Source organism: Dyadobacter sp. CY356 (genome assembly GCF_021440195.1).
Lineage (GTDB): Bacteria > Bacteroidota > Bacteroidia > Cytophagales > Spirosomataceae > Dyadobacter.
On record NZ_JAJTSZ010000003.1, the window covers coordinates 165,468 to 186,451 of the forward strand.

General features: G+C 40.4%; 16 protein-coding genes. 8 read left to right on the plus strand and 8 right to left on the minus strand.

All coding sequences use genetic code 11. The annotated features are described in order from the left end of the window. Window positions 1-169 precede the first annotated feature (169 nt). Window positions 170-1,837 carry an energy-dependent translational throttle protein EttA gene (gene ettA, locus LXL81_RS12550; RefSeq protein ID WP_234647136.1) on the minus strand — a complete coding sequence of 556 codons (1,668 nt, stop codon included), beginning with the start codon at window positions 1,835-1,837 and terminating at the stop codon, window positions 170-172. Window positions 1,838-1,907: 70 nt separating this feature from the next. Between ettA and LXL81_RS12555 the strand changes: the two genes are divergently transcribed. Next, on the plus strand, window positions 1,908-3,188 hold the full coding sequence (locus LXL81_RS12555; protein ID WP_234647137.1) for a DUF349 domain-containing protein: 1,281 nt from the start codon (window positions 1,908-1,910) through the stop codon (window positions 3,186-3,188). Here LXL81_RS12555 and LXL81_RS12560 read toward each other — a convergent pair. Next, on the minus strand, window positions 3,174-4,235 hold the full coding sequence (locus LXL81_RS12560) for a LacI family DNA-binding transcriptional regulator (RefSeq protein ID WP_255713704.1): 1,062 nt from the start codon (window positions 4,233-4,235) through the stop codon (window positions 3,174-3,176). The two genes, LXL81_RS12555 and LXL81_RS12560, sit on opposite strands and share 15 nt — an antisense overlap. Before the next feature lie 255 nt (window positions 4,236-4,490). Here LXL81_RS12560 and LXL81_RS12565 point away from each other — a divergent pair, with 255 nt between their 5' ends. The 5 genes from LXL81_RS12565 to LXL81_RS12585 all read left to right on the plus strand — a co-directional run bounded on the left by LXL81_RS12565 (window position 4,491) and on the right by LXL81_RS12585 (window position 9,940). Further along, entirely contained in the window at window positions 4,491-5,102 is a 612-nt protein-coding gene (locus LXL81_RS12565; protein ID WP_234647139.1) for an RNA polymerase sigma-70 factor, read from the plus strand. A 103-nt stretch (window positions 5,103-5,205) separates the two neighbouring features. Beyond that, window positions 5,206-6,411 carry a mannonate dehydratase gene (gene uxuA / locus LXL81_RS12570; RefSeq protein WP_234647140.1) on the plus strand — a complete coding sequence of 402 codons (1,206 nt, stop codon included), beginning with the start codon at window positions 5,206-5,208 and terminating at the stop codon, window positions 6,409-6,411. A gap of 42 nt (window positions 6,412-6,453) precedes the next feature. Beyond that, window positions 6,454-7,881 (plus strand): glucuronate isomerase, encoded by a 1,428-nt coding sequence (uxaC, locus tag LXL81_RS12575; protein ID WP_234647141.1) that lies wholly within the window; start codon window positions 6,454-6,456, stop codon window positions 7,879-7,881. Between the two features lie 158 nt (window positions 7,882-8,039). Beyond that, a complete protein-coding gene (locus tag LXL81_RS12580) occupies window positions 8,040-9,035 on the plus strand; it encodes a sugar kinase (RefSeq protein ID WP_234647142.1) in 996 nt (331 codons plus the stop codon). 230 nt (window positions 9,036-9,265) lie between these two features. After that, window positions 9,266-9,940, plus strand: a complete 675-nt coding sequence (locus LXL81_RS12585) for a bifunctional 4-hydroxy-2-oxoglutarate aldolase/2-dehydro-3-deoxy-phosphogluconate aldolase (protein ID WP_234647143.1) — start codon at window positions 9,266-9,268, stop codon at window positions 9,938-9,940. Window positions 9,941-10,021: 81 nt separating this feature from the next. Here the strand turns inward: LXL81_RS12585 and LXL81_RS12590 are convergent, their stop codons facing one another. The 4 genes from LXL81_RS12590 to LXL81_RS12605 form a co-directional block, all read right to left on the minus strand. Continuing rightward, entirely contained in the window at window positions 10,022-10,576 is a 555-nt protein-coding gene (locus LXL81_RS12590) for a hypothetical protein (protein WP_234647144.1), read from the minus strand. Beyond that, complete coding sequence (locus tag LXL81_RS12595; protein ID WP_234647145.1) at window positions 10,560-11,486, minus strand: hypothetical protein; 927 nt, start codon at window positions 11,484-11,486, stop codon at window positions 10,560-10,562. Before LXL81_RS12595 ends, LXL81_RS12590 begins: the two co-directional genes overlap by 17 nt. Before the next feature lie 334 nt (window positions 11,487-11,820). Next, the gene (locus LXL81_RS12600) at window positions 11,821-12,402 is read right to left on the minus strand and encodes a Uma2 family endonuclease (protein ID WP_234647146.1); all 582 of its coding nucleotides are present in this window, start codon (window positions 12,400-12,402) and stop codon (window positions 11,821-11,823) included. A gap of 10 nt (window positions 12,403-12,412) precedes the next feature. Beyond that, window positions 12,413-14,854 (minus strand): helix-turn-helix domain-containing protein, encoded by a 2,442-nt coding sequence (locus LXL81_RS12605; protein ID WP_234647147.1) that lies wholly within the window; start codon window positions 14,852-14,854, stop codon window positions 12,413-12,415. A 113-nt stretch (window positions 14,855-14,967) separates the two neighbouring features. Between LXL81_RS12605 and LXL81_RS12610 the strand changes: the two genes are divergently transcribed. After that, on the plus strand, window positions 14,968-16,371 hold the full coding sequence (locus LXL81_RS12610) for a S9 family peptidase (protein WP_234647148.1): 1,404 nt from the start codon (window positions 14,968-14,970) through the stop codon (window positions 16,369-16,371). Window positions 16,372-16,378: 7 nt separating this feature from the next. Further along, a complete protein-coding gene (locus LXL81_RS12615; RefSeq protein WP_234647149.1) occupies window positions 16,379-16,762 on the plus strand; it encodes a DUF3784 domain-containing protein in 384 nt (127 codons plus the stop codon). A gap of 71 nt (window positions 16,763-16,833) precedes the next feature. Here the strand turns inward: LXL81_RS12615 and LXL81_RS12620 are convergent, their stop codons facing one another. Both LXL81_RS12620 and lon read right to left on the minus strand, forming a co-directional pair. Continuing rightward, the gene (locus LXL81_RS12620) at window positions 16,834-18,345 is read right to left on the minus strand and encodes a tagaturonate reductase (RefSeq protein ID WP_234647150.1); all 1,512 of its coding nucleotides are present in this window, start codon (window positions 18,343-18,345) and stop codon (window positions 16,834-16,836) included. Between the two features lie 98 nt (window positions 18,346-18,443). Then, window positions 18,444-20,921, minus strand: coding sequence for an endopeptidase La (lon, locus tag LXL81_RS12625; RefSeq protein ID WP_234647151.1), 2,478 nt, complete (start codon window positions 20,919-20,921; stop codon window positions 18,444-18,446). Window positions 20,922-20,984: the final 63 nt, after the last annotated feature.

Below are 20,984 nucleotides of genomic sequence, written 5' to 3' on the forward strand. Positions count from 1 at the left end.
TAAATTTTTTTATGAATTTGAAAAAAAATAGAAAAAATTTAGTGAACGGTAAAAACTTAAACTGAAATTATTACTATGAGATGTTTTTTGATGTAGAAGTTTGTGTCAGAAAAAAAGACGGTTCACTTTTTAGTGACCGTCTTTTCAATCCTGTTTAAGTTGTAACTGACTACACCAGTTTCTTATATTTAATACGCGTTGGTGTCGCTTCGGTACCTAATCTTTTTTTCCTGTTTTCTTCATATTCCGAGAAGTTACCTTCAAACCAGTAAACCTGAGAATCGCCTTCAAAAGCCAGGATATGTGTGGCCACTCTATCCAGGAACCACCGGTCGTGGGAGATGATTACGGCGCAGCCTGCAAAATTTTCCAGACCTTCTTCCAATGCACGAAGTGTGTTGATATCCAGGTCATTAGTAGGTTCATCGAGTAATAGAAGATTTCCACCTTCCTTCAATGTCATAGCCAAATGGACACGATTTCGCTCTCCACCTGATAGTGTTCCAACTTTTTTCTCCTGATCTCCGCCACCAAAATTGAAACGGCTCACATATGCACGTGCGTTGGATTGTTTTCCCGCCATCATGATCCAGTCGTTTCCGTCCGCAATACTTTGATAAACCGTTTTATTGGCATCCAGATTATCGTGTTCCTGATCAACGTAAGCCAGTTGAACCGTTTCTCCAACATCAAAATGGCCATGTAATGGTTTCAGTTCGCCGGTGATAAGTTTGAACAGCGTAGTTTTTCCAGCACCGTTTGGACCAATAATTCCAACAATACCATTTGGAGGCAAAGCAAAATTCAGGTTTTCGTATAACAAACGATCACCAAAACCCATTGAAACGTCATGCGCCTCAATTACTTTACTACCCAATCGTGGGCCCGCCGGGATAAAGATTTCCAGTTTTTCTTCTTTTTCTCTTCCTTCTTCACCCAATAATCTTTCATATGCTCCTAAACGCGCCTTGGATTTAGCCTGGCGACCCTTGGTGCCCATACGTACCCATTCCAGTTCGCGTGCAAGTGTTTTTTGGCGCTTGGATTCTGTCTTTTCTTCTTTTTTCAGACGCTCCTGTTTTTGTTCCAGCCAGGAAGTATAATTACCTTTCCATGGAATTCCTTCACCACGGTCAAGTTCAAGGATCCAGCCTGCTACATTATCCAGGAAGTACCTGTCGTGGGTCACTGCGATTACAGTTCCTTTATATTGCCTTAAATGTTCTTCAAGCCAAAGTACTGACTCCGCATCCAAATGGTTGGTTGGTTCATCAAGTAATAATACATCGGGCTGACGAAGTAAAAGACGGCACAAGGCTACCCGGCGTTTTTCTCCGCCGGATAAAGTACCAACCAGCGTATCGGAAGGGGGACAGCGCAAAGCATCCATCGCAACTTCCAGACGGTTGTCGAGATTCCAGGCGTCGGTCGCGTCCAGTTTTTCCTGAACCGTACCTTGTCTTTCTAGTAATTTATCAAAATCAGCATCTTCCTCGCCGAAAGCTTCGTTGATCTGGTCGTATTCTTTCAAAAGATTTACAATTTCCTGTACACCTTCTTCCACAACTTCGCGAACGGTTTTGGTCGGATCAAGTTTTGGTTCCTGTTCCAGCATGCCAACAGAGTAGCCGGGAGAAAACACAACGTCTCCCTGAATGTCTTTATCTATACCTGCTATGACGCGTAAAAGTGTAGATTTACCAGAGCCATTTAACCCTAGTACACCAATTTTAGCTCCATAAAAAAAGGATAAATAAATATTTTTTATGATATGTCGGTTGGGGGGAATGATTTTGTTAACTCCCGACATTGAGAAAATAATGGTTTCGTTACTCATTTTTTAGTTAATTTGTGCAAAGCAAATATCGTTATTATCCCTACACTTAGCAGATAAAAAACTTGAAAGAATGGAAAATGCCACATTGAATGATGAATACGGCTATGTTAAAGACAGCAAAGTATTTTTAAAAGGGTATTTAGAGTACCCAGACCGGCAAATTGGAGAAGTAAAAAGGACGGAACAAGAAGCTATCGATTATTTCAAAAACCGTTTTTCTATCGTACTTAACAAGGTAGAACAACTGGAAACTGAAATTGACGAGGCGCTGAACAAAGGTTCTTACTTGACAAAACTTATACAGTTGCAACGGAAACTGATAAGTTTTGACGCATTGGGAGATTTCGTCCCTCTGTTGGAAAGACTTCAGGAAAAGGAAGAGTATTTGCGGGGTTTAATTGAAATTAATCAGTTAAAAAACCTTGAAATCAAACGCGCACTGATTGAAGATGTAAAAGTGGCGGCTGCTATTGAAGATTATGCAGCAGCAACGGATCAGATTCAGGAAATTAAAGCTAAGTGGATTAGGACCGGCCCGGTTGAAAAAGAATTTCAGGATGAAGTAGAAGTTACTTTCCAGGAAATTCTTGATAGTTTCTTCCAGAGACGCCGCGATTATTTTGACGAACAAAATAAAATTAATCAGGAGCGTATCGATGAATACGAGCGTCTGATCAAGATCACTAAAACACTTAGTTATTCCCGCGACCTTGACGATGCCTATAATAAGGCACGCGAAGTTCGGGTGGCATGGAACAATGTGGGAGAAGTTCCTCCAAAAAGATTCTTTAAGGTGAATAAGGCTTACCGCCATTTCCTTAAATTATTCTACGACAAGTATAATCTTGCCAAAGGTATTGAGCCAAAGGTACGTGTTGACCCAAGAATTGCTGAACAACAGGCATTGTTAGCGCGCGCTGAAACTTTGTTGAGACAAAAAGATATCGTTGAAGCATCACAGGAAGCAAAGGTTTTGTTGAGCAAATGGAAAGAAATTAAAATTCCTTTCAAACTTGCTGATAAGGAATTGGCTGAGCGTTTCCGTTCTGTTTGCGACAAGATTTTTGAGCTTAGTTATCTGGCCCGTGTAATCAGCCGTAAATATCCTGCTTTCGAAATGAAAAGTGAGGAAGAACAGCTTCGTACGAAACTCAGAGAATTGGAGTGGCTTGCAAAACGCGAAAAAAGCGACCTTGAATTCGCTGTCATCGAGTTTGACAGAACAGCTACCGGCGATCCTGAGCAAGACAAACAGGCACAGGGACGTATCAATATCCAGAAGCGTAAAGTTGCAATGAAAGAAAGAATTTTGTCTGAGTTCGAAAGAAAGTTGAAATCAATCACCAACTAATTCTTTCATAGACGATTTTCTGATTATAAGATTGGAAGTAAGCACCCTGGTTTCGAAAGCGACCGGGGTGCTTTTGCTTTCAATAAGGTCTAATAATAATGTAGCTGCAAGTTGTCCCATTTCAAATGACGGTTGCGCAACAGAACTAAGCGGAGGATCCAGCAAAGAAGAAATGGCAAGGTCAGAAAAGCCGACTATGGCAACATCATCCGGCATCCGGTAACCTAACTGGCGCAAAGCCCAGTGAACGCCGAACGCAATCCGGTCGCTTGCTGCAAAAATTGCATCCGGACGGTTTCTCAAAGCCATTAGTTGATAGGCGCGTTCCGTTCCGCCGGCCTGATTATATTCACTGCTCACCACCCATTCGTCATGCAACTCCAATCCATTATTGACCAGGGCATCCTGATAACCCTTTAATCGGTTACGGCTGATGGACAGATTCGCGGGACCCGCTATATGAGCAATTTTTTTACAACCACGGCTGATCAAATGTTCCGTAGCTTCATAAGCACCTTTGTAATCATCCACCCGAACTTTGTGACTTGGCATGGTTTCGCTTACCCTGTCAAAAAATACGACGGGAATTCCCTGTTCCTGTAAGGCTACAAAATGATCATGATTCTCTGTCTGACTGGATATTGAAACGATGAGCCCGTCTACACGCCTTGTCGCAATGTGTTTTGTGTCCGCAAGTTCCCGTTCATAAGATTCATGGCTTTGATAAATCATCGTATGGTAGCCACGGCTATAAGCAATATCTTCAACACCGCCGATTGCCGTTGAGAAAAACGCATTGGCAATATCAGGAACAATGATACCCAGCGTTTGCGTCCGGTTTTTCAATAAACTTAATGCAATGGGATTTGGAGAATAATTAAGTGATTCCGCCAGTGCAATAACCCTCTTCTTTGTCTCTTCGCTAATTTCCGGACTATCGCGCAGTGCTCTCGAAACCGTTGATTTTGAAACATTTAACTGTCTTGCTATTTCCTTAATGGTAATGGACGCTTTTCTCATATAGAAGAGGATATCAGAATAATGCAATTATAATATTTAATCTTTGAAATGCACCAGAGACAGAATTGGAGCAAAATTCAAACTATTTTTCACTGTTCCGGGAAAAATGGTTTTCCGGGAACGGTTTCGGGAACGGTTGCGTAAATATATTGATTTTTTTCAAGATTTATTTTTGTATATCAACGAACCAATCATTAAACTAGACGAATAATAGAGGTAGTTGCACTGAATGGTGCGTTCATAATCTGAGAATTTTTCTATATTCACCTACTCCCAATGTTGATGGAAACGAAATCGTTTACTAATGTATTACCAGCTGTTTATTCGCAGAAAAGTCTTCTGGAAAACCTGTTTGGTAAGGTAGTCGCCAATGGAGATTATTTAGCTTTTCGTGAATTGTTTACGCATCACTATCGCTCCCTTTGTAATTATGCGATGCGGGTTGTGGTAACAAGAGAAATTGCAGAGGAAGTGGTTTCGGATGTTTTCGTAAAACTATGGAAGAACCGGGAACAGATTGAAGTGCATACTTCTTTTCAGGCTTATATTTATAGGGCAGTCAGAAATCAGGCGCTGGATTATTTGAAATTAAAAATTCACCGTCAGCACGAGCGGGAATCCCTGGATAATGTGCAATGGAACCTGACGCACGCTGATCATTACACACCGATCGAAGAAATGGCCTTTAATGAATTCTACGAACGCGTGGAAGGTTGTATTCAGGATCTGCCACGCCAGTGTCAAGTCATTTTCAGGTTAAGCCGTGAGGAAGGTCTGCGCTACCGTGACATTGCTGATCGTTTAAAAATATCAGTTAAAACAGTAGAAACCCAAATGAGCCGGGCATTGAAAGTTTTGCGTGAAAGAGTGCCGGAGCATAAGTTGGTAGCCTGATAGCTATCAGCTAAAAGCTAAAAACATTTTGGTATAAAATTAATAAAACCTCAAATTGCCATAGGCTAAAAGCTCATCGCTAAAAGCCAATAGCTATCAAAATATGTCATTAGAACAAACTTGGCGCTGGTTTGGCCCAAACGACCCTGTTTCATTACAGGATATCCGTCAGGCAGGAGCCACGGGAATCGTATCTGCTTTACATCATATACCAAACGGTGTTGTTTGGGAAGTAGATGAAATCCTAAATCGTAAAGGAATTATTGAAGCAGCCGGTCTGACATGGTCTGTAGTGGAAAGTATTCCGGTTCATGAAGCAATCAAAACCCGGACCGGAGATTTTGAAAAGTATATTCTGAACTATCAGCAGTCACTTATCAATTTGGGAAAATGCGGAATTGATACGGTCTGCTACAATTTTATGCCGATCCTGGATTGGACCAGAACCGATCTGGACGCGCCAATGCACGATGGTTCAACGGGTTTGAGATTTGACGCGACGCAGTTTGCTGCTTTCGATCTTTATATATTAAGAAGAGAAGATGCGGAAGATCAATATAGTGAAACACAAAAAACGGCTGCATTACAGTGGCTGGAGAAAGCCAGCGGAGACGATGTTAACAAACTGACCCGAAATATTATTGCCGGTTTACCAGGCTCTGAGGAAAGTTTTACCATAGAAGAATTTCGTAAGGTTTTAAGTACCTATAAAAATGTTGGCGACCTGGAACTGCGGACACACCTGTATCAGTTTATTCAGGCCATTGCTCCCGTTGCGGAAGCGTCGGGAATTAATCTGGCCATTCACCCGGACGATCCTCCTTATCCGATTTTAGGCCTTCCAAGAGTTGTCAGCACGGAAAACGATGCCAATTTATTACTGGCAGCATACGACAATACGGCAAACGGACTATGTTTTTGTACCGGTTCTTATGGTGTCAGGGCGGATAATGACCTTTCAGGAATGGTGAACCGTTTGGGAGATAAAATTAATTTTATCCACTTGCGCGCTACAAGCCGGGAGCCGGATGGAAGTTTTTATGAGGCGGACCACCTGAATGGAGATGTGGATATGTACGCTGTGATGCACGCTTTGATTCTGGAACAAAAAAGAAGGATTTCTGAGAATAGAAAAGATTTGAGAATGCCATTCCGTCCCGATCACGGGCATAGAATGCTGGATGATCTAACGGCAACAAAACGCGTAAACCCTGGTTATACGGCCATTGGCAGATTGCGTGGTTTGGCAGAATTGCGTGGTCTGGAAATGGGAATCGAAAGAAGTTTGATAGAAAATATTCAAAAATAGTCTGACAGCTGATTGCTGACAGCCGAAGTAAAAAATGTAGCAATGATAGCCACAAATACGACCGCCCAGAAAACGTTTATTGACGAAGATTTTCTCTTACGTTCAGAAACTGCACGCATATTGTATCATGATTATGCAAAGGAAATGCCGATCATTGATTACCATTGCCACTTACCTCCGGATCAGATCGCACAGGACAAACAGTTTGAAAACCTGACGCAGATCTGGCTTTATGGTGATCATTACAAATGGCGCGCTATGCGGGCAAATGGCATTAACGAAAAATACTGCACCGGAAATGCCAGCGATTGGGAAAAGTTTGAGCAATGGGCAGCTACTGTTCCTTACACCATGCGAAATCCGCTGTATCACTGGACGCACCTGGAATTGCTGAGATATTTTGATATTGATATTCTGCTTAATAAAGATACTGCAAGGGAAATTTACGACGAATGTTCTGCAAAATTGAAGCAAAAAGATTTTAGTGTCCGAAGTCTTTTGCGCCGTATGAATGTGAAGGTGATTTGCACAACAGACGACCCGACAGATTCTCTGGAACATCATCAGATCATCGCTGACAGCAATTTTGACATAAAAGTTTTACCGACTTTCCGTCCGGATAAAGCGATGTTACTAATAGATTCTCCGGCTGAATTTCAAGAATATCTGAATAAATTATTCGAAGTAGCCGGTGTTTCTAATGGCAGTACTTACGAAGATTTACTGGCTGCACTAAAAAACCGCCACGATTTTTTTGCTGAAATGGGCGGACGATTGTCCGATCACGGTCTGGAACATATATATGCATCTTTTGACGAAACAGCGGCGCGTATGGCACTTGCGGAAACATTATCAGGAAAAACGAGTTCCGCTGAGTTGCGTACGGCCTTCAAATCTGTTTTGTTATATGGCCTAGCCAAAATGGATCACAGCAAAGACTGGGCGCAACAGTTTCATTTAGGTGCATTAAGAAATAATAATTCCCGGATGCTGAGTACGCTTGGGCCGGATACTGGCTGGGATTCCATCGGCGATTATAGCCAGGCGCAGGCATTATCCAGGTTTTTAAACAAACTTGATTCGACAGATCAATTGGCCAAAACGGTTTTGTATAATCTCAATCCGGGGGATAATGAAGTGCTGGCAACTATGACCGGGAATTTCAATGACGGAACGGTACCGGGTAAAATGCAATTCGGCTCAGGCTGGTGGTTTCTGGATCAAAAAGATGGCATGGAAAAGCAGATGAACGCACTTTCAAATATCGGACTTTTAAGCCGTTTCGTAGGGATGCTGACCGATTCGAGAAGTTTCTTATCCTATCCGCGTCATGAATATTTCCGCAGAATACTTTGTAACCTGATTGGTAATGATGTGGAAAACGGTGAGTTGCCAAAAGATCTTCCCTGGCTTGGAAAACTGGTTCAGGATATTTCTTATAACAATGCCAAAAATTACTTTGGTTTTTGAAGGTAGGTAATCGTTTTCAAAACCTTCTTGCAGAAAGCCGGTCTGATTTTGGAAATCGGCCGGCTTTTGGTATAACTTAGCGGACAGTTATTTATATCCTATTCCGGCATTAAAGTAATGCTGACCTAACCATTTCTGATTAAAATTGAAAAGTATTTATGTCTAAAATAGTAACCTTCGGGGAAGTTTTAATGCGCCTGTCAACCCCCGGCTTTTCCCGTTTTGAACAAGCAAGACAATTGGATGTTACCTACGCAGGCGGTGAAGCAAACGTAGCTTCTGCACTTGCATATTGGGGCCATCATACGGCGCACGTGACGCGTTTCCCGGATTCTCCAATCGGACGCTCGGCTGCGCAATTTCTTCATTTTCATGGTGTTGATATTTCCAATATTATTTATGGCGGTCCGAGAATGGCCGTTTATTTTCTGGAAACCGGAGCAGCGTTAAGAGCAAGCCAGATTGTCTACGACCGTGCAAATTCTTCATTAGCCACAATTGATCCAAGTGAATTAAACTGGGATGAAATATTGAAAGATGCGGATTGGTTTCACTGGGCTGGAATTACACCTGCACTTTCCCAGGGTGCTGCGGATGCATGTCTGGCTGGAATCGAGGCTGCAAGAAGAAAAGGGATTACCGTTTCAGGTGATATTTTTTACCGCTCGAATTTGTGGAAATATGGTAAAAAACCTTCGGATGTACTTCCTGCGCTTACTGCCGGAACAGATATTGTCATCGCAAACCGGGAAAATATCAGCGAAATATTTGGTATTGAAGGGAAAGATTTTGTTGAATCCTGTGTTAATCTGAAAGCAGCTTTTCCACAAGTGAGCCGCGTTATTGATACAAAAAGAACTTCCATCAGCGCGACACATAATTTACTGCGAGCCTATTTGTGGAATGGTGAATCGGTGCTTGAAACAGCAGATATTGATATCAATCCAATTGTGGACAGAGTAGGAGGAGGAGATGCGTTTATCGCGGGATTGATCCATGGATTAATTTCTTTCAATGATGAACAAAAAGCATTGGAATTTGGCGTTGCTGCTTCTGCTTTGAAACATACTATTGAGGGAGATGCATTGATCTCAACGGTTGCAGAAGTTGAGGCAATTCGTCAGGGAGAAACTTCGGGAAGAATTAGAAGGTAGGTTATTAAGGTGCAGCGTGCCAAAATAATTAATAAAACAAGAGGTTGCTCTCTAATAAAGGTGCAGAGTACCAAAATATTTATAAAACCAGATAAGCTATATCTGAAACAAAGGTGCGGAGCACCGTAATAGTTGCGGTCCGCCGCGCGGTAGCAATCGAATAGGCAAATCTGGAAATCAAAGGTGCAACGCCCCGTAATAACATGGATATCAAAATTTGAAATAACCTTATGGCAACAATAGATAAAGATACCACCATCATTTTGATGAACGAAACCGGCTTACTGCCACTTTTTTACCATGCAGATATTGCGGTAGCAAAAGCAGTGTTAACGGCCAGTTATAATGGAGGAGCCCGCGCATTTGAATTTACAAACCGCGGTGTAAATGCTTACGAAGTTTTCGTGGAACTGATCGCTTACAGCCTTGAAAACCTTCCGGGATTAGCCTTGGGAATCGGTACCGTTTATGACGCTGAAACAGCGCAGAAATATATTGATGCCGGTGCAGATTTCGTCGTGGCTCCGTTTACAAATCCGGAAGTCGGGCAAGTTTGTTTGAAAGCAAATATTCCATGGATCCCTGGAATTGCCACATTAACCGAAATATTCCACGCGTTGAAAGGCGGAGCAGAAGTGGTTAAATTATTTCCTGGTGAAGTTTATGGTTCTGCATTTGTAAAGGCAGTAAAAGGCCCGATGCCGCATGTGAAAATTGTGGTGACCGGCGGTGTTGCGCCAACAAAAGAAAGTATCGATGAATGGTTTGGTGCCGGTGCTTATGGTGTAGGGATGGGTTCAAATCTTTTTCCAAAAAATGTGATCAGCGAAGGAAATTATGGATGGATTGAGCAGAAAGTGGCTGAGAGTATTAAGTTGATTAAAGAGTTTCGGGCGCAGGGTTGATTGTAAATTATGTTTAAGAAAGAGGCCCAACTGGAAATTTTCTGGTTGAGCCTCTTTCTTATAATAACGTAAGATTTTTATTTATTCACGTTCAAAAGGACTTCCACGTAAAGTGGGTGCAATGATAAAATAACTTTCATCAGTAGTTTGTGTTATAGACTTCAAGCTGGACATTAGATATAAAATTTGGAGCAAGTGCGACTTTAAAATTTCTTCTTTTACGTCACAATCGGAATTTATTCCGACATCAACGAAAGGATATACAAACCAGCAAAAATCTTTTTGCTTTGTATGTTTGGGAATTATCCAGTGCCCTTCTGTTTTTCTAATATTAGCAATAATTTTTTTAGCCATTTCATCATGAAAAGTGCTGTTATTGTAACTTACACTATCTACTTTCCCCAAATAATTTACCCGAAAGAAAAAGTGGCTTTGATATATTTTACAGTCATTATCCGAAATTATATGAGCGACGCCATCGGATAAGTAATCAGGTAAATTAATTTCGGTTCCTCTGAAAGGATGGATTTTTCCTGATTTAAACTCTGGACGCCAACTCTTCTTTTGAGCATATAATTCTTGAAAACAACTAGCCAAGAGAATTAAGAGAATGATTTTATTAACATGGTATGCCATATTGATGATTGTATTTATTGTTTAAATTTTTAAATCTCTCGTTAATATCACGTATTGATTTTTGTTTTTCTCCGGGTAATTTATCCCAAGCTTTGGTGTTGTATAAACCGGACCAAGCCAAGGCTTCTGCGTTTGCTGCGCCCAAATTTGGAAATTGAGACATTAGGGCATTTGCAATCGGATTAACATAGTTGTTTGCCATTTTAATATGATCACTTTCTTCTGTGGTATTTAGATATATGTGAAGTATTTCATGATAGATTGTTTTTGCAATAAACTCCTTCGAAGCATTTGCCAAGGCAAAACTATTTAAAGTTATGGTTTTGCTAGTGTTATCTGTTGTTGCATTTTCTGCGGGATCTTGTGAAAGGTAAAAGTCTTGAATCTTAAAACCGAGATTTTGTGATTTATCAAAGTTGCTAAGTATGGTCTGTACCGCATTATCAAAACGAGCGGAGCGCATCTTACTAAGTACATTTGCCAGGCATGGATTTGTTAATTTATTGTCAATAAATATACTTTTGTTAGAGATTGTACCAATTCCACCTGAATAATTAGGAGTGGTAGGCGCGTCAGCTTCTACCGGCTTGGAACCAGTTATTGTTACCTCATTAAAAGTATCCCACCAGGCAAAATTATGACATGATCCGCAGTCGTGTGGTGCTCCTCCCATTATAGCCATTTCTTTGGCATTAGATTGAACTGAATGAGAGGGGAACTCTATGTATTTTACTAGCGGAATAAATGTGCTGTATGGAGGGGCGATATTTAGAATTTTGACCTTAAATCTGTTCACACCATTAATTGTGCTTACTTTCATTGTTGTTTTTAGAAAAATATCAGAATTCCGAATTGGCACTTCTAGTAATGTGCTGTCGCCAGTTTTCAAAATTTTAGTACTATCCCACATTGGGTTATTTAAATATTCCTTATTAAATGGAAAATCTTTGGTATGGTTGTAATAATCCCATTGGATACTGCTTAATAAAGGATTGGGTTTGGGCTGTTGCTGGCTGATTTCATCTTTCTGGCAGCTTTAAATCAAGAGCGAATTAAGTAAAAATGCGAATAATAAAAATTTCTTTCTCATAGCGGTATTTATTTAGACTAATTATAATAACAATAATAAATAGTCTAAGACTATACACCAAATCGGAAAAGGGGTATAATCAAACTTTGAATAAATTAGTTGAAATTTGATTATAAGTGGATTTGCGAATGTATTGATAAATATTTTTAGAAGTTCAATACTCCAAAATATCACGCAACCGAATAGAAAAACCATCCAAAACCTCTTCGCCAAAAATCAATTCGTCAAACAAAATCGTTTTCAACTCTTCATCAGGTTTGTAAACATAAGTGATCTGCTTTTCGGTGGAAATAAGCCAGCCAAGTCTGACCCCGTTATCGATCCATTTTTGCATCTTCGCTTTCAGTTCCATCAAGCTATCCGTTTCTGATTTTAGCTCAATAATAAAGTCCGGCACGAGATACGGGAAAGATTTTTTCCCGGACATGGAAAGTGCATTCCAGCGTTCTAATCTTATCCATGCAACGTCAGGAACGCGCATGGAAGTATCCTTTAGAAAATAACCACAACCTGGTCCTAATATCTTACCCGAATGGGCTTTTCTATTCCATATCCCGACTTCACCAATTAATTCACTTTTATTGGCACTCGTTAATACCGGGACGGAAATTATTTTTATAAAAAGCTGACCGTTATTGTCTCGTTCAATAATTAGATCCGGATTAGCCAGACTTAATTCGAGTAACTCAATATCAGAGAAAGATTGAATACCTGGAAGATTTAGCGGAACGGCCATAATGATTTAGTTACACTCCCAAAAACTCCAAATGTTTCAAAGCAGCCCGTAATTCCGTGTAAGTAACATCTTCACTTAACGCCGCTTTGGCCTCACTTAAAGTAACCTGCTTGTTTTCCATGAAATAATCGATCACTTTGTTGATCTTTTCTTTTGGGAAAATATCGAAAATATCCAGTTCGCCGGTGCCGATGTAATGTGCCAGATGTGTTTCAATCGTCGTCACACCAAAACCTCTTTCTTCTGCAATTTCTTCAACCGTTTTTCCGGAATTGAAAAGATCAAAACTTACTTTTTTTGTATCCGCCTTTTCTTTGGTCAATGTCAGCTGCGAAGTATTTTTTTCAATCTGATTATCTTCACAATACGTTACGATCATCGTCACCAGCTCCTTCCCAAATTGCCTTACCTTCGTTTTTCCAATGCCTTTTACGGCTTCCAGCTCAGCCAGCGTAGTTGGTAATTTTGATACCAATTCCTCCAATGCTTTTTGCGGCAAAATGATGTAAACCGGAACATCCTTTTCTGTGGCCAGGTTATTCCGCCAGTCGCGAATTGTTTTATATAACTCTGCATTTGGAATATTTTTAAGCGCGGCAGCTGCTTTGGTAACCGGTGTTGCGGTTTTTATACTGACCTTAAAGTCAATTTCGGCATTTGATTTCGCTCGTAAATAAGTAGCAGTATTAAAAATTTCCTTACAAGCCAGCATAACAGATCGCTTGGTGAAAACAGCCCGCTGAAAGTTTTCCAAGGCCAGTTCTACTACCTTTTTTACAGCGATGTTATCCACATCAATTTCTAACGCCCGACTTTCCGGATAAATGGATTGTTCGATTTTATCATAAAAATAAACACATCCTTTTTGGACGCGCGCGTTCAGGTTTTCATTTTCTTCCGGTAGACCGGCTTCAACGAAAAACTGGTTCAGCTGATTTTTAAACTTATCCGAAACATTAAAAATATCCTGATCTGCTGTGGCCTGAATCAATTTCAAAGTGATACTGACCGATTTATTGATGACATTTTCATGTTCCGCAACAACCCGGTTCAGTCTTGAAAAAGCATATTTCATTTCACTGAAATCAAATAATTCAAGTAACAACGAACGCTGAAAATTCATTTTAGAATTTGTAAGCTGGTCGCTGTCGGGTTCATTTGCACTGGCATCTTTGGTATAAGCTGCTACGGTTCCATCCGTTTTTACGCTGTTTTGGGAAATCGGCGTGCGTAAAACCATGCCTTCAAAACTTTTGCAACGGCTCAATGCTACATAAACCTGGCCATGTGCAAAAGAATTGTTCGCGTCAATAATGGCCTTTTCAAATGTCAGACCCTGACTTTTGTGAATGGTAATTGCCCAGGCGAGTTTTAGTGGATATTGGATAAAACTACCGATAACCTGCTCGTCAATTTCCTTTGTTTGCGGATTTAAAGCATATTTAATGTTTTTCCATTCGGCCGGATGTACATCAATTTCAGTATAATCACCTTTGCATTTTACAAAAATGGTGTCGTCGTCGAAACGTGTAACAGTACCAATTTTTCCATTATAATAAAGCTTGTCACGCGATGAATCATTTTTAACAAACATGACCTGCGACCCAATTTTCAACGCCAGACTTTGTTCAGTCGGATAAGCAAATTGGGGGAAATCATCATGGATTTGCGCTTCAAAATGCTGTGTTTTGCCTTTCAGTTCATTCAGTTTTTCACTGTTTATTTCCTGGGCTGTGTTATTGTGGGTCGTTAAAGTGATATAACCTTCATCTTCTGCGGGTTTAAAATTGGGAATGTAACGTTCGTTCAAAGCTGCCAGACTAACTTTATCGAGCTGATTTTCACGGATTTTATTCAACAGATCAATAAAAAAAGTATCCGATTGGCGGTAAATATGTTTCAGCTCAATCCTGACCGGATCTGTTTGCCGGAGTGCATTGCTGCTAAAAAAGAAAACGGTATCATAATACGGTTTGAGCATGTTCCATTCTTCATCCTTGATAACAGGAGAAAGCTGATGCAGATCACCGATCATAAGCAGTTGCGTTCCGCCAAAAGGCTTATTCCGGTCTTTATATTTTCTTAGGACTTCGTCAATTCCATCCAGCATATCGGCCCGCACCATACTGATTTCATCAATCACGAGCAGATCCAGACTTTTGATCAGATTTATTTTTTCCTTGTTAAAACGGCTGTAACGCTGTTCATTCGGATTACTTTCAGGAATATAAGGACCAAATGGTAACTGGAAAAAAGAATGGATCGTTACACCGCCGGCATTAATTGCAGCAACGCCCGTAGGTGCCACAATCGCCATCCGTTTATGAAGTGTCTTTTTAAGGTTATGCAAAAAAGTTGTTTTTCCCGTTCCTGCTTTTCCTGTCAAAAAGATGTTTTTATTGGTATTGTGAACGAATTGAGCTGCCAGTTCGAGTTGTGTGTTTTGCTCCATGACGGTTATTTGATTCCGGTTATCACATTCTTGTTTACTTTCTCTTTTCTTTAAACGTAATTGCTTACACTTAAAAAAGAGATTGTTTTTTACCCCTTCACAAATATATCACAATGAAAAACACATTACTATTTACATTCCTAATTCTCATATTTCTTAATTGTTCAGCTCAGGATATTTCCGGCGAATGGTCAGGAATTCTCAAAGTTCCACGCGGACAGTTAGGACTGGTGCTTCATGTAACAAAGATAAACGGAGGTTATTCGGCCACTTTGGATAGCCCCAGTCAAGGTGCGAAAGGCATTCCTGTCAATACAGTTGAATACAATAATTCCGTTTTGAAATTTACAATGACAAGCCTAAATGCAGAATATGCAGGAACATTAGGTGCAGACAATATTTTTAAAGGAATTTTCAAGCAAAACGGCCAGTCTTATCCTTTGGATCTAGGGCGGGGAGCGTTAGAAAAACCGAAACTTTCCAGACCGCAGGAGCCTGTGAAACCGTATCCATATTATTCCGAGGATGTGAAATTTGATAATGCGAAAGACAAAATAACATTGGCCGGAACGCTTACCCTACCGGCAAAAGAAGGAAATTTCCCTGCTGTGATATTGATTTCCGGAAGTGGCCCGCAAGACCGGAATGAAGAATTATTAGGTCATAAACCATTTCTTGTTCTGTCGGATTATCTTACTAAAAATGGTATTGCAGTTTTGAGATATGACGACCGCGGAACTGCGCAGTCAACAGGCGATTTTAACACTGCAATAACCAAAGATTTTGCCACGGATGCAGAAGCAGCGGTGGCGTATTTAAAAACTAGAAAAGAAATTAACCGAAAGAAAATTGGCCTGATCGGTCATAGTGAAGGTGGTATAATAGCTCCTATGATTGCGGCTGGTTCTGATAAGGTTGCTTTTATTGTTTTATTGGCAGGGCCTGGACTTCCCGGCGATGAGCTTTTAATAAAACAAGCGCATTTAATTTTTAAAGCTAATGGTATTTCTGAAAGTGTTTTAAATGAAATTGACGCATTAAATAAAAAGGGATATGATATCTTAAAAAGTAAATCGGATTTTGCTGAAATAAAAAAGGAACTTTTACCCATTATGGATGAGGCCTTTAAATTGCTTCCGGCTAACCAGCAACCACCAGCTGATAAACGAAATGAGTATTTGATGAAGTCAATAAATCAGATCGCTACGCCTTGGTATCAATTTGTTTTGAGATATAATCCTGCTGAAACTTTGGAAAAAGTAAAATGTCCAGTCCTGGCATTAAACGGAGAAAAAGATTTACAAGTGCCTCCAAAAGAGGATTTGGAAGGAATCGGAAGGGCATTAAAAAAAGGAGGAAATAAAAACTTTAAGATTAAGGAATTGCCAAATCTGAACCATCTTTTTCAGGAATGCACCACAGGTTCACCAACAGAATATGATAAAATTGAGCAAACATTTTCACCGACGGCTTTAACTGAAATCTCCGACTGGATCAAAATGATCGTTTCAAAATAATCGGATTATGATAATTCCTGCCATACTTCTATCAGTCGTTTTTATTTCAATGGGATTTCTGGTGACGAAAGATAACGCCAGATATATTCTTTCGGGCTATAATACGATGTCGGAACAGCAACGGTCGCTGGTAGATATTGATGGTTATTTGCGATTTTTTAAACGATTTCATCTGTTTCTGGGAATTTCGGTCTTTGCTCTTGTCATAGGTTTAGGCCTTTTTAACGCGAATTTTGCTGCTGTCATTTTGGGTACATATCCGTTGTTGGCTTACTGTTATTTTGTATTAAAAGGGAATAGATATTTACCTGATATTAAAAACCGTAAGATCTGGACCAATGTTAAGATGTGGAAAAAAAATCAATCTTACGAGACCCGGGGCACTAAATAATTTAAAGCTTATAAAAACCAAAAAACCACTTGCCGACCATCAACAAGTGGTTTTTAATATTACAGATAACGCTAATTAATAATTGTTTCTTTCTTTGAAAGCAATTCCAGATTTTCTGTCACTGCCTGACTAAAACCTGGTAGTGAAGTCAGATCAGCTCCCCAAAGTGAATCGTCACTCAGAACTTTTTGGACCAGTCCGGATTTAGATTCTGTATTTTCCCATTTCTCTGCAAAGTAAGCTGCTGAATCACAGCGGATCGGGTATAACTCCCCGTTTCTTTCACCTGAATAAATACCATCTAAAATTTGCGTTGGTTTCATAAATAGTAAAAAAGCGGCAAATCCTTTGGCGAAAAGAACAGGAACCTCACTTGATTTCTGATAATGATTTAAAAGCGTAGGTATGTTACGCATCTTCATTTTAGCAGTATACTGAACTGTAATATCGATTAGTTGGTGTCGGATAAATGGATTTCTGAAACGATCCAGAACCTGATTCCCAAATTCCTGCGCGCGGGCAGGTTCAACTGTATAGGGAATGGCCGGAGCTAATTCTTTCAGCATAACATCCGCGATAAATTCAGATGTTTCCGGATTTTCCATGCTTTCACGAACCGTATTTAATCCATGTAAAAAACACAAACCGGAAGCTAATGTATGGGTACCGTTAAGCAGACGAAGTTTCAGTTCCCTAAAAAGATCAATATTAGGTTCGATCACGACTCCGTTATCAGCCTGCGCAAAGCTTAGAACAGATTTAACATGTTCATCACCTTCAATGGCCCACAAACTATAAACTTCTGAAACAATCAAAAGGTCATCTTTATACCCCGATTTTTCTGATAACTCCGCGACCGTCTCGGCATCAGGTTTGCCTGGCACAATCCGGTCAACGAGTGAATTGCAGAATTGATTATGCTGTTCAATCCAGTTGATGAAATCATTTCCGAGGTTATGTTCCTGTGCTTGTTTTAGAACAGTTTCATGCAGTTTCGTACCATTACCAACAATAAGTTCAGTAGGTACGATCACCATTCCGGATTCTTTTGATCCTTTAAAAAATTTAAAACGCTCGTATAAAAAAGCTGTTAATTTTCCAGGAAAAGAGGTTGGGGGAGAAGCCTGCAAGTTATCTTCCACAAACTGAATACCAACTTCTGTTGTATTGGAAATGACGATTTGCATTTCCGGATTATGAGCACATTGCAGAATTTCGGGCCAATGATTACTTGCAGAAAGTGTTCTGCTAATAGCGGTATTGATCACCGTTTCATCAATATGTTCCCCGTTTTGGATACCTCTGATACCATGAGAAAAAACATTTTTCTGCGTTTCAAAGGCATCAGCACTTCCTTGTGCCGTTGATTTTACAACGACAATCCGGCCATTAAAAATATTTTGCTGATTGGCTTTGTTGACGAAATAATCAGGAAGTCCGCGTAAAAGTACGCCTGTACCAAACTGGATTATTTTTTCAGGTAAGGCCAAAAGTTTATCTAGGTCGGGATATAATTCAGGATGTTGTTTTAACAATTCGGGAGATAGCTGCGATACGCTCATTTTTCTAAATTTCTTGTTCATAAATATGACGCTTTTTCCCGGATCAAACCCCTAAAAAAAGAGGCACCTTTTGGGCGCCTCTTTTGGGGATAATATGCTGAAATAAATCAGGTCAACTTTTATACGGTTAATGTTACATAACCACTTTCTTCTTTTTCTTTCTTTTCGTCAGGAAAAACAAAAGTTGTGGCGTTTGATACTTTTTCAGGAAGAAGCGCAATCTCTAACACTTCATCAACTTTATCCACATAATAAAAAGTTAAGCCTTTGATATAGTTGGCCGGTACTTCCTCAACGTCTTTGCGGTTTTTTGAGCACATGATAATTTCTTTCACACCAGCACGCGTTGCTGCAAGGATCTTTTCTTTGATACCACCCACTGGAAGTACTTTTCCACGTAAAGTAATTTCACCGGTCATGGCCAAAAACGGACGAATTTTACGCTGCGTAAAAATAGAAGCCATCGAAGTAACCATGGTAATACCAGCAGAAGGACCATCTTTGGGAACTGCTCCGGCCGGGACGTGGACATGCAGATCGTAATGATTGAAAAGACGGTAATCAATATCCAGCTTATCAGAATGTGCTTTTAGATAGGAAAGAGCCGTAATAGCGGATTCCTTCATGACATCACCCAGTTGTCCTGATAGTGTCAGACTACCTTTTCCGCGGCTTAAACTGGTTTCAATAAACAGGATTTCTCCACCTACCGAAGTCCAGGCTAAACCTGTAACCACACCTGCAAAATCGTTGTCCTGATACAGATCTTTATCAAAAACCTCTGCACCAAGGAATTTTTCAACATGTTCAATTTTTATCGTTTTCGGATATTCCTGATCCATCGCAACGGATTTTGCGATTTTCCGAACCAGCGTTCCTACTTTTTGTTCCAGATTCCGTACACCTGATTCACGGGTATAACCTTCGATAACGCGTAACAAAGCTGCATCATCGAACTTCACATCCGTTGCTTTTAAACCGTGATCTTTGCGCTGTTTTGGAACCAGATAACGCTTGGCGATCTGCAATTTTTCTTCAATTGTGTAACCCGTCATCTCAATAATTTCCATACGGTCGCGGAGTGCCGGGTGGATTGTATCAAGTGCGTTGGCAGTGGCTACAAAAAGTACGCGGGAAAGATCGTATTCAACTTCCAGATAGTTATCAGTGAAAGAAGAATTCTGTTCCGGATCCAAAACTTCCAGCAGGGCAGAAGCAGGATCGCCACGATAATCTGAGCTTACTTTATCAATTTCATCCAGAATGAAAACAGGATTTGCTGAACCTGCTTTTTTGATATTCTGCACTATTTTTCCCGGCATTGCGCCAATGTATGTTTTACGATGGCCGCGAATTTCGGCTTCATCATGCACACCACCTAGCGCCATTCTTATATATTCCCGGTTCAGTGCTTTTGCAATTGATTTTCCAAGGGAAGTTTTACCAACACCGGGAGGACCGTACAAACAAAGGATCGGAGCTTTCAGATTACCTTTCAGTTTCAAAACTGCCAGATATTCGATGATCCTTTCCTTCACTTTTTCTAAACCGAAGTGGTCTGCGTCCAGCACTTTTTGTGCTCGGACCAGATCAAAATTGTCTTTTGTATATTCACCCCAAGGCAGATCAACCAGTGTTTCAAGGTAATTTAGGGTTACCGGATATTCAGGTGCCATGGGATTGATGCGCTGCAATTTGGCAAGTTCCTTATCAAAATGCGCACGAACGGTATCTGACCATTTTTTCAGACTAGCTTTGGCACGGATATCATCCATATCGCGCTCGGGACTATCAATTCCCAGCTCGTCATGTAAAACTTTAATTTGCTGACGCAGATAATAATCACGCTGCTGCTGATCAATATCAGAACTTGCTTTGGACTGGATTTCACGCTTTAATTCAAGCATCTCAATCTCCCGCATCATGTATTGAAGCAAAAGTGTGGCCTGTTTATGACCGTTTCTCTCTTCCAGTAATCTTTGTTTGTCTACTACTTCAACATTAATATTTGAAGAAAGAAAATGGATCAGGAAAACAGGGCTTTCTATATTATCAAGCGCAATTCTGGCCTCCTGCGGAATTTCCGGATTCAGACGCATAATTTTATGCGCGCCATCACGAAGTGACTGCAAAAGTGCTTTGGATTCCTTTTTGGTAGGCGCAACAAACGAATCCTCAATAGCCTGAACTTCTGCCGTCAGGTATGGATCTTCACTTAAAATCTTTTTTATTTCAAAACGCTGACGTCCCTGAACGATGATCGTGACATTTCCATCCGGAAGCGTGATCATTTTCAGAATATGTGCAACCGTTCCGATTTTATGCAGGTCGTCTGCGGTAGGATCTTCTTTATTTGGTTTTGCCTGGGTAACCGCACCTAAAATCCGCATGTTAATATCCGAATTACGGTATATTTTTTTGACCAGACGGATTGCTTTTTGGCGTACTACGGTAACCGGAATAACCATTCCGGGAAAAAGTACCGTTTGCCTGATTGGCAAAATGGCAAGTTCATTAGGTACTTCAAAAGGTTCATCAGAGCCCTCGGGACCACCCAGGGGAACAATTTCAAGGCTATCTAAATCCGAATCGGACATAAGCAGCCGACTATAGAGGTCAGAAGGTTCAAATTTCATAGGCATTCTGCCATAATGACAGAT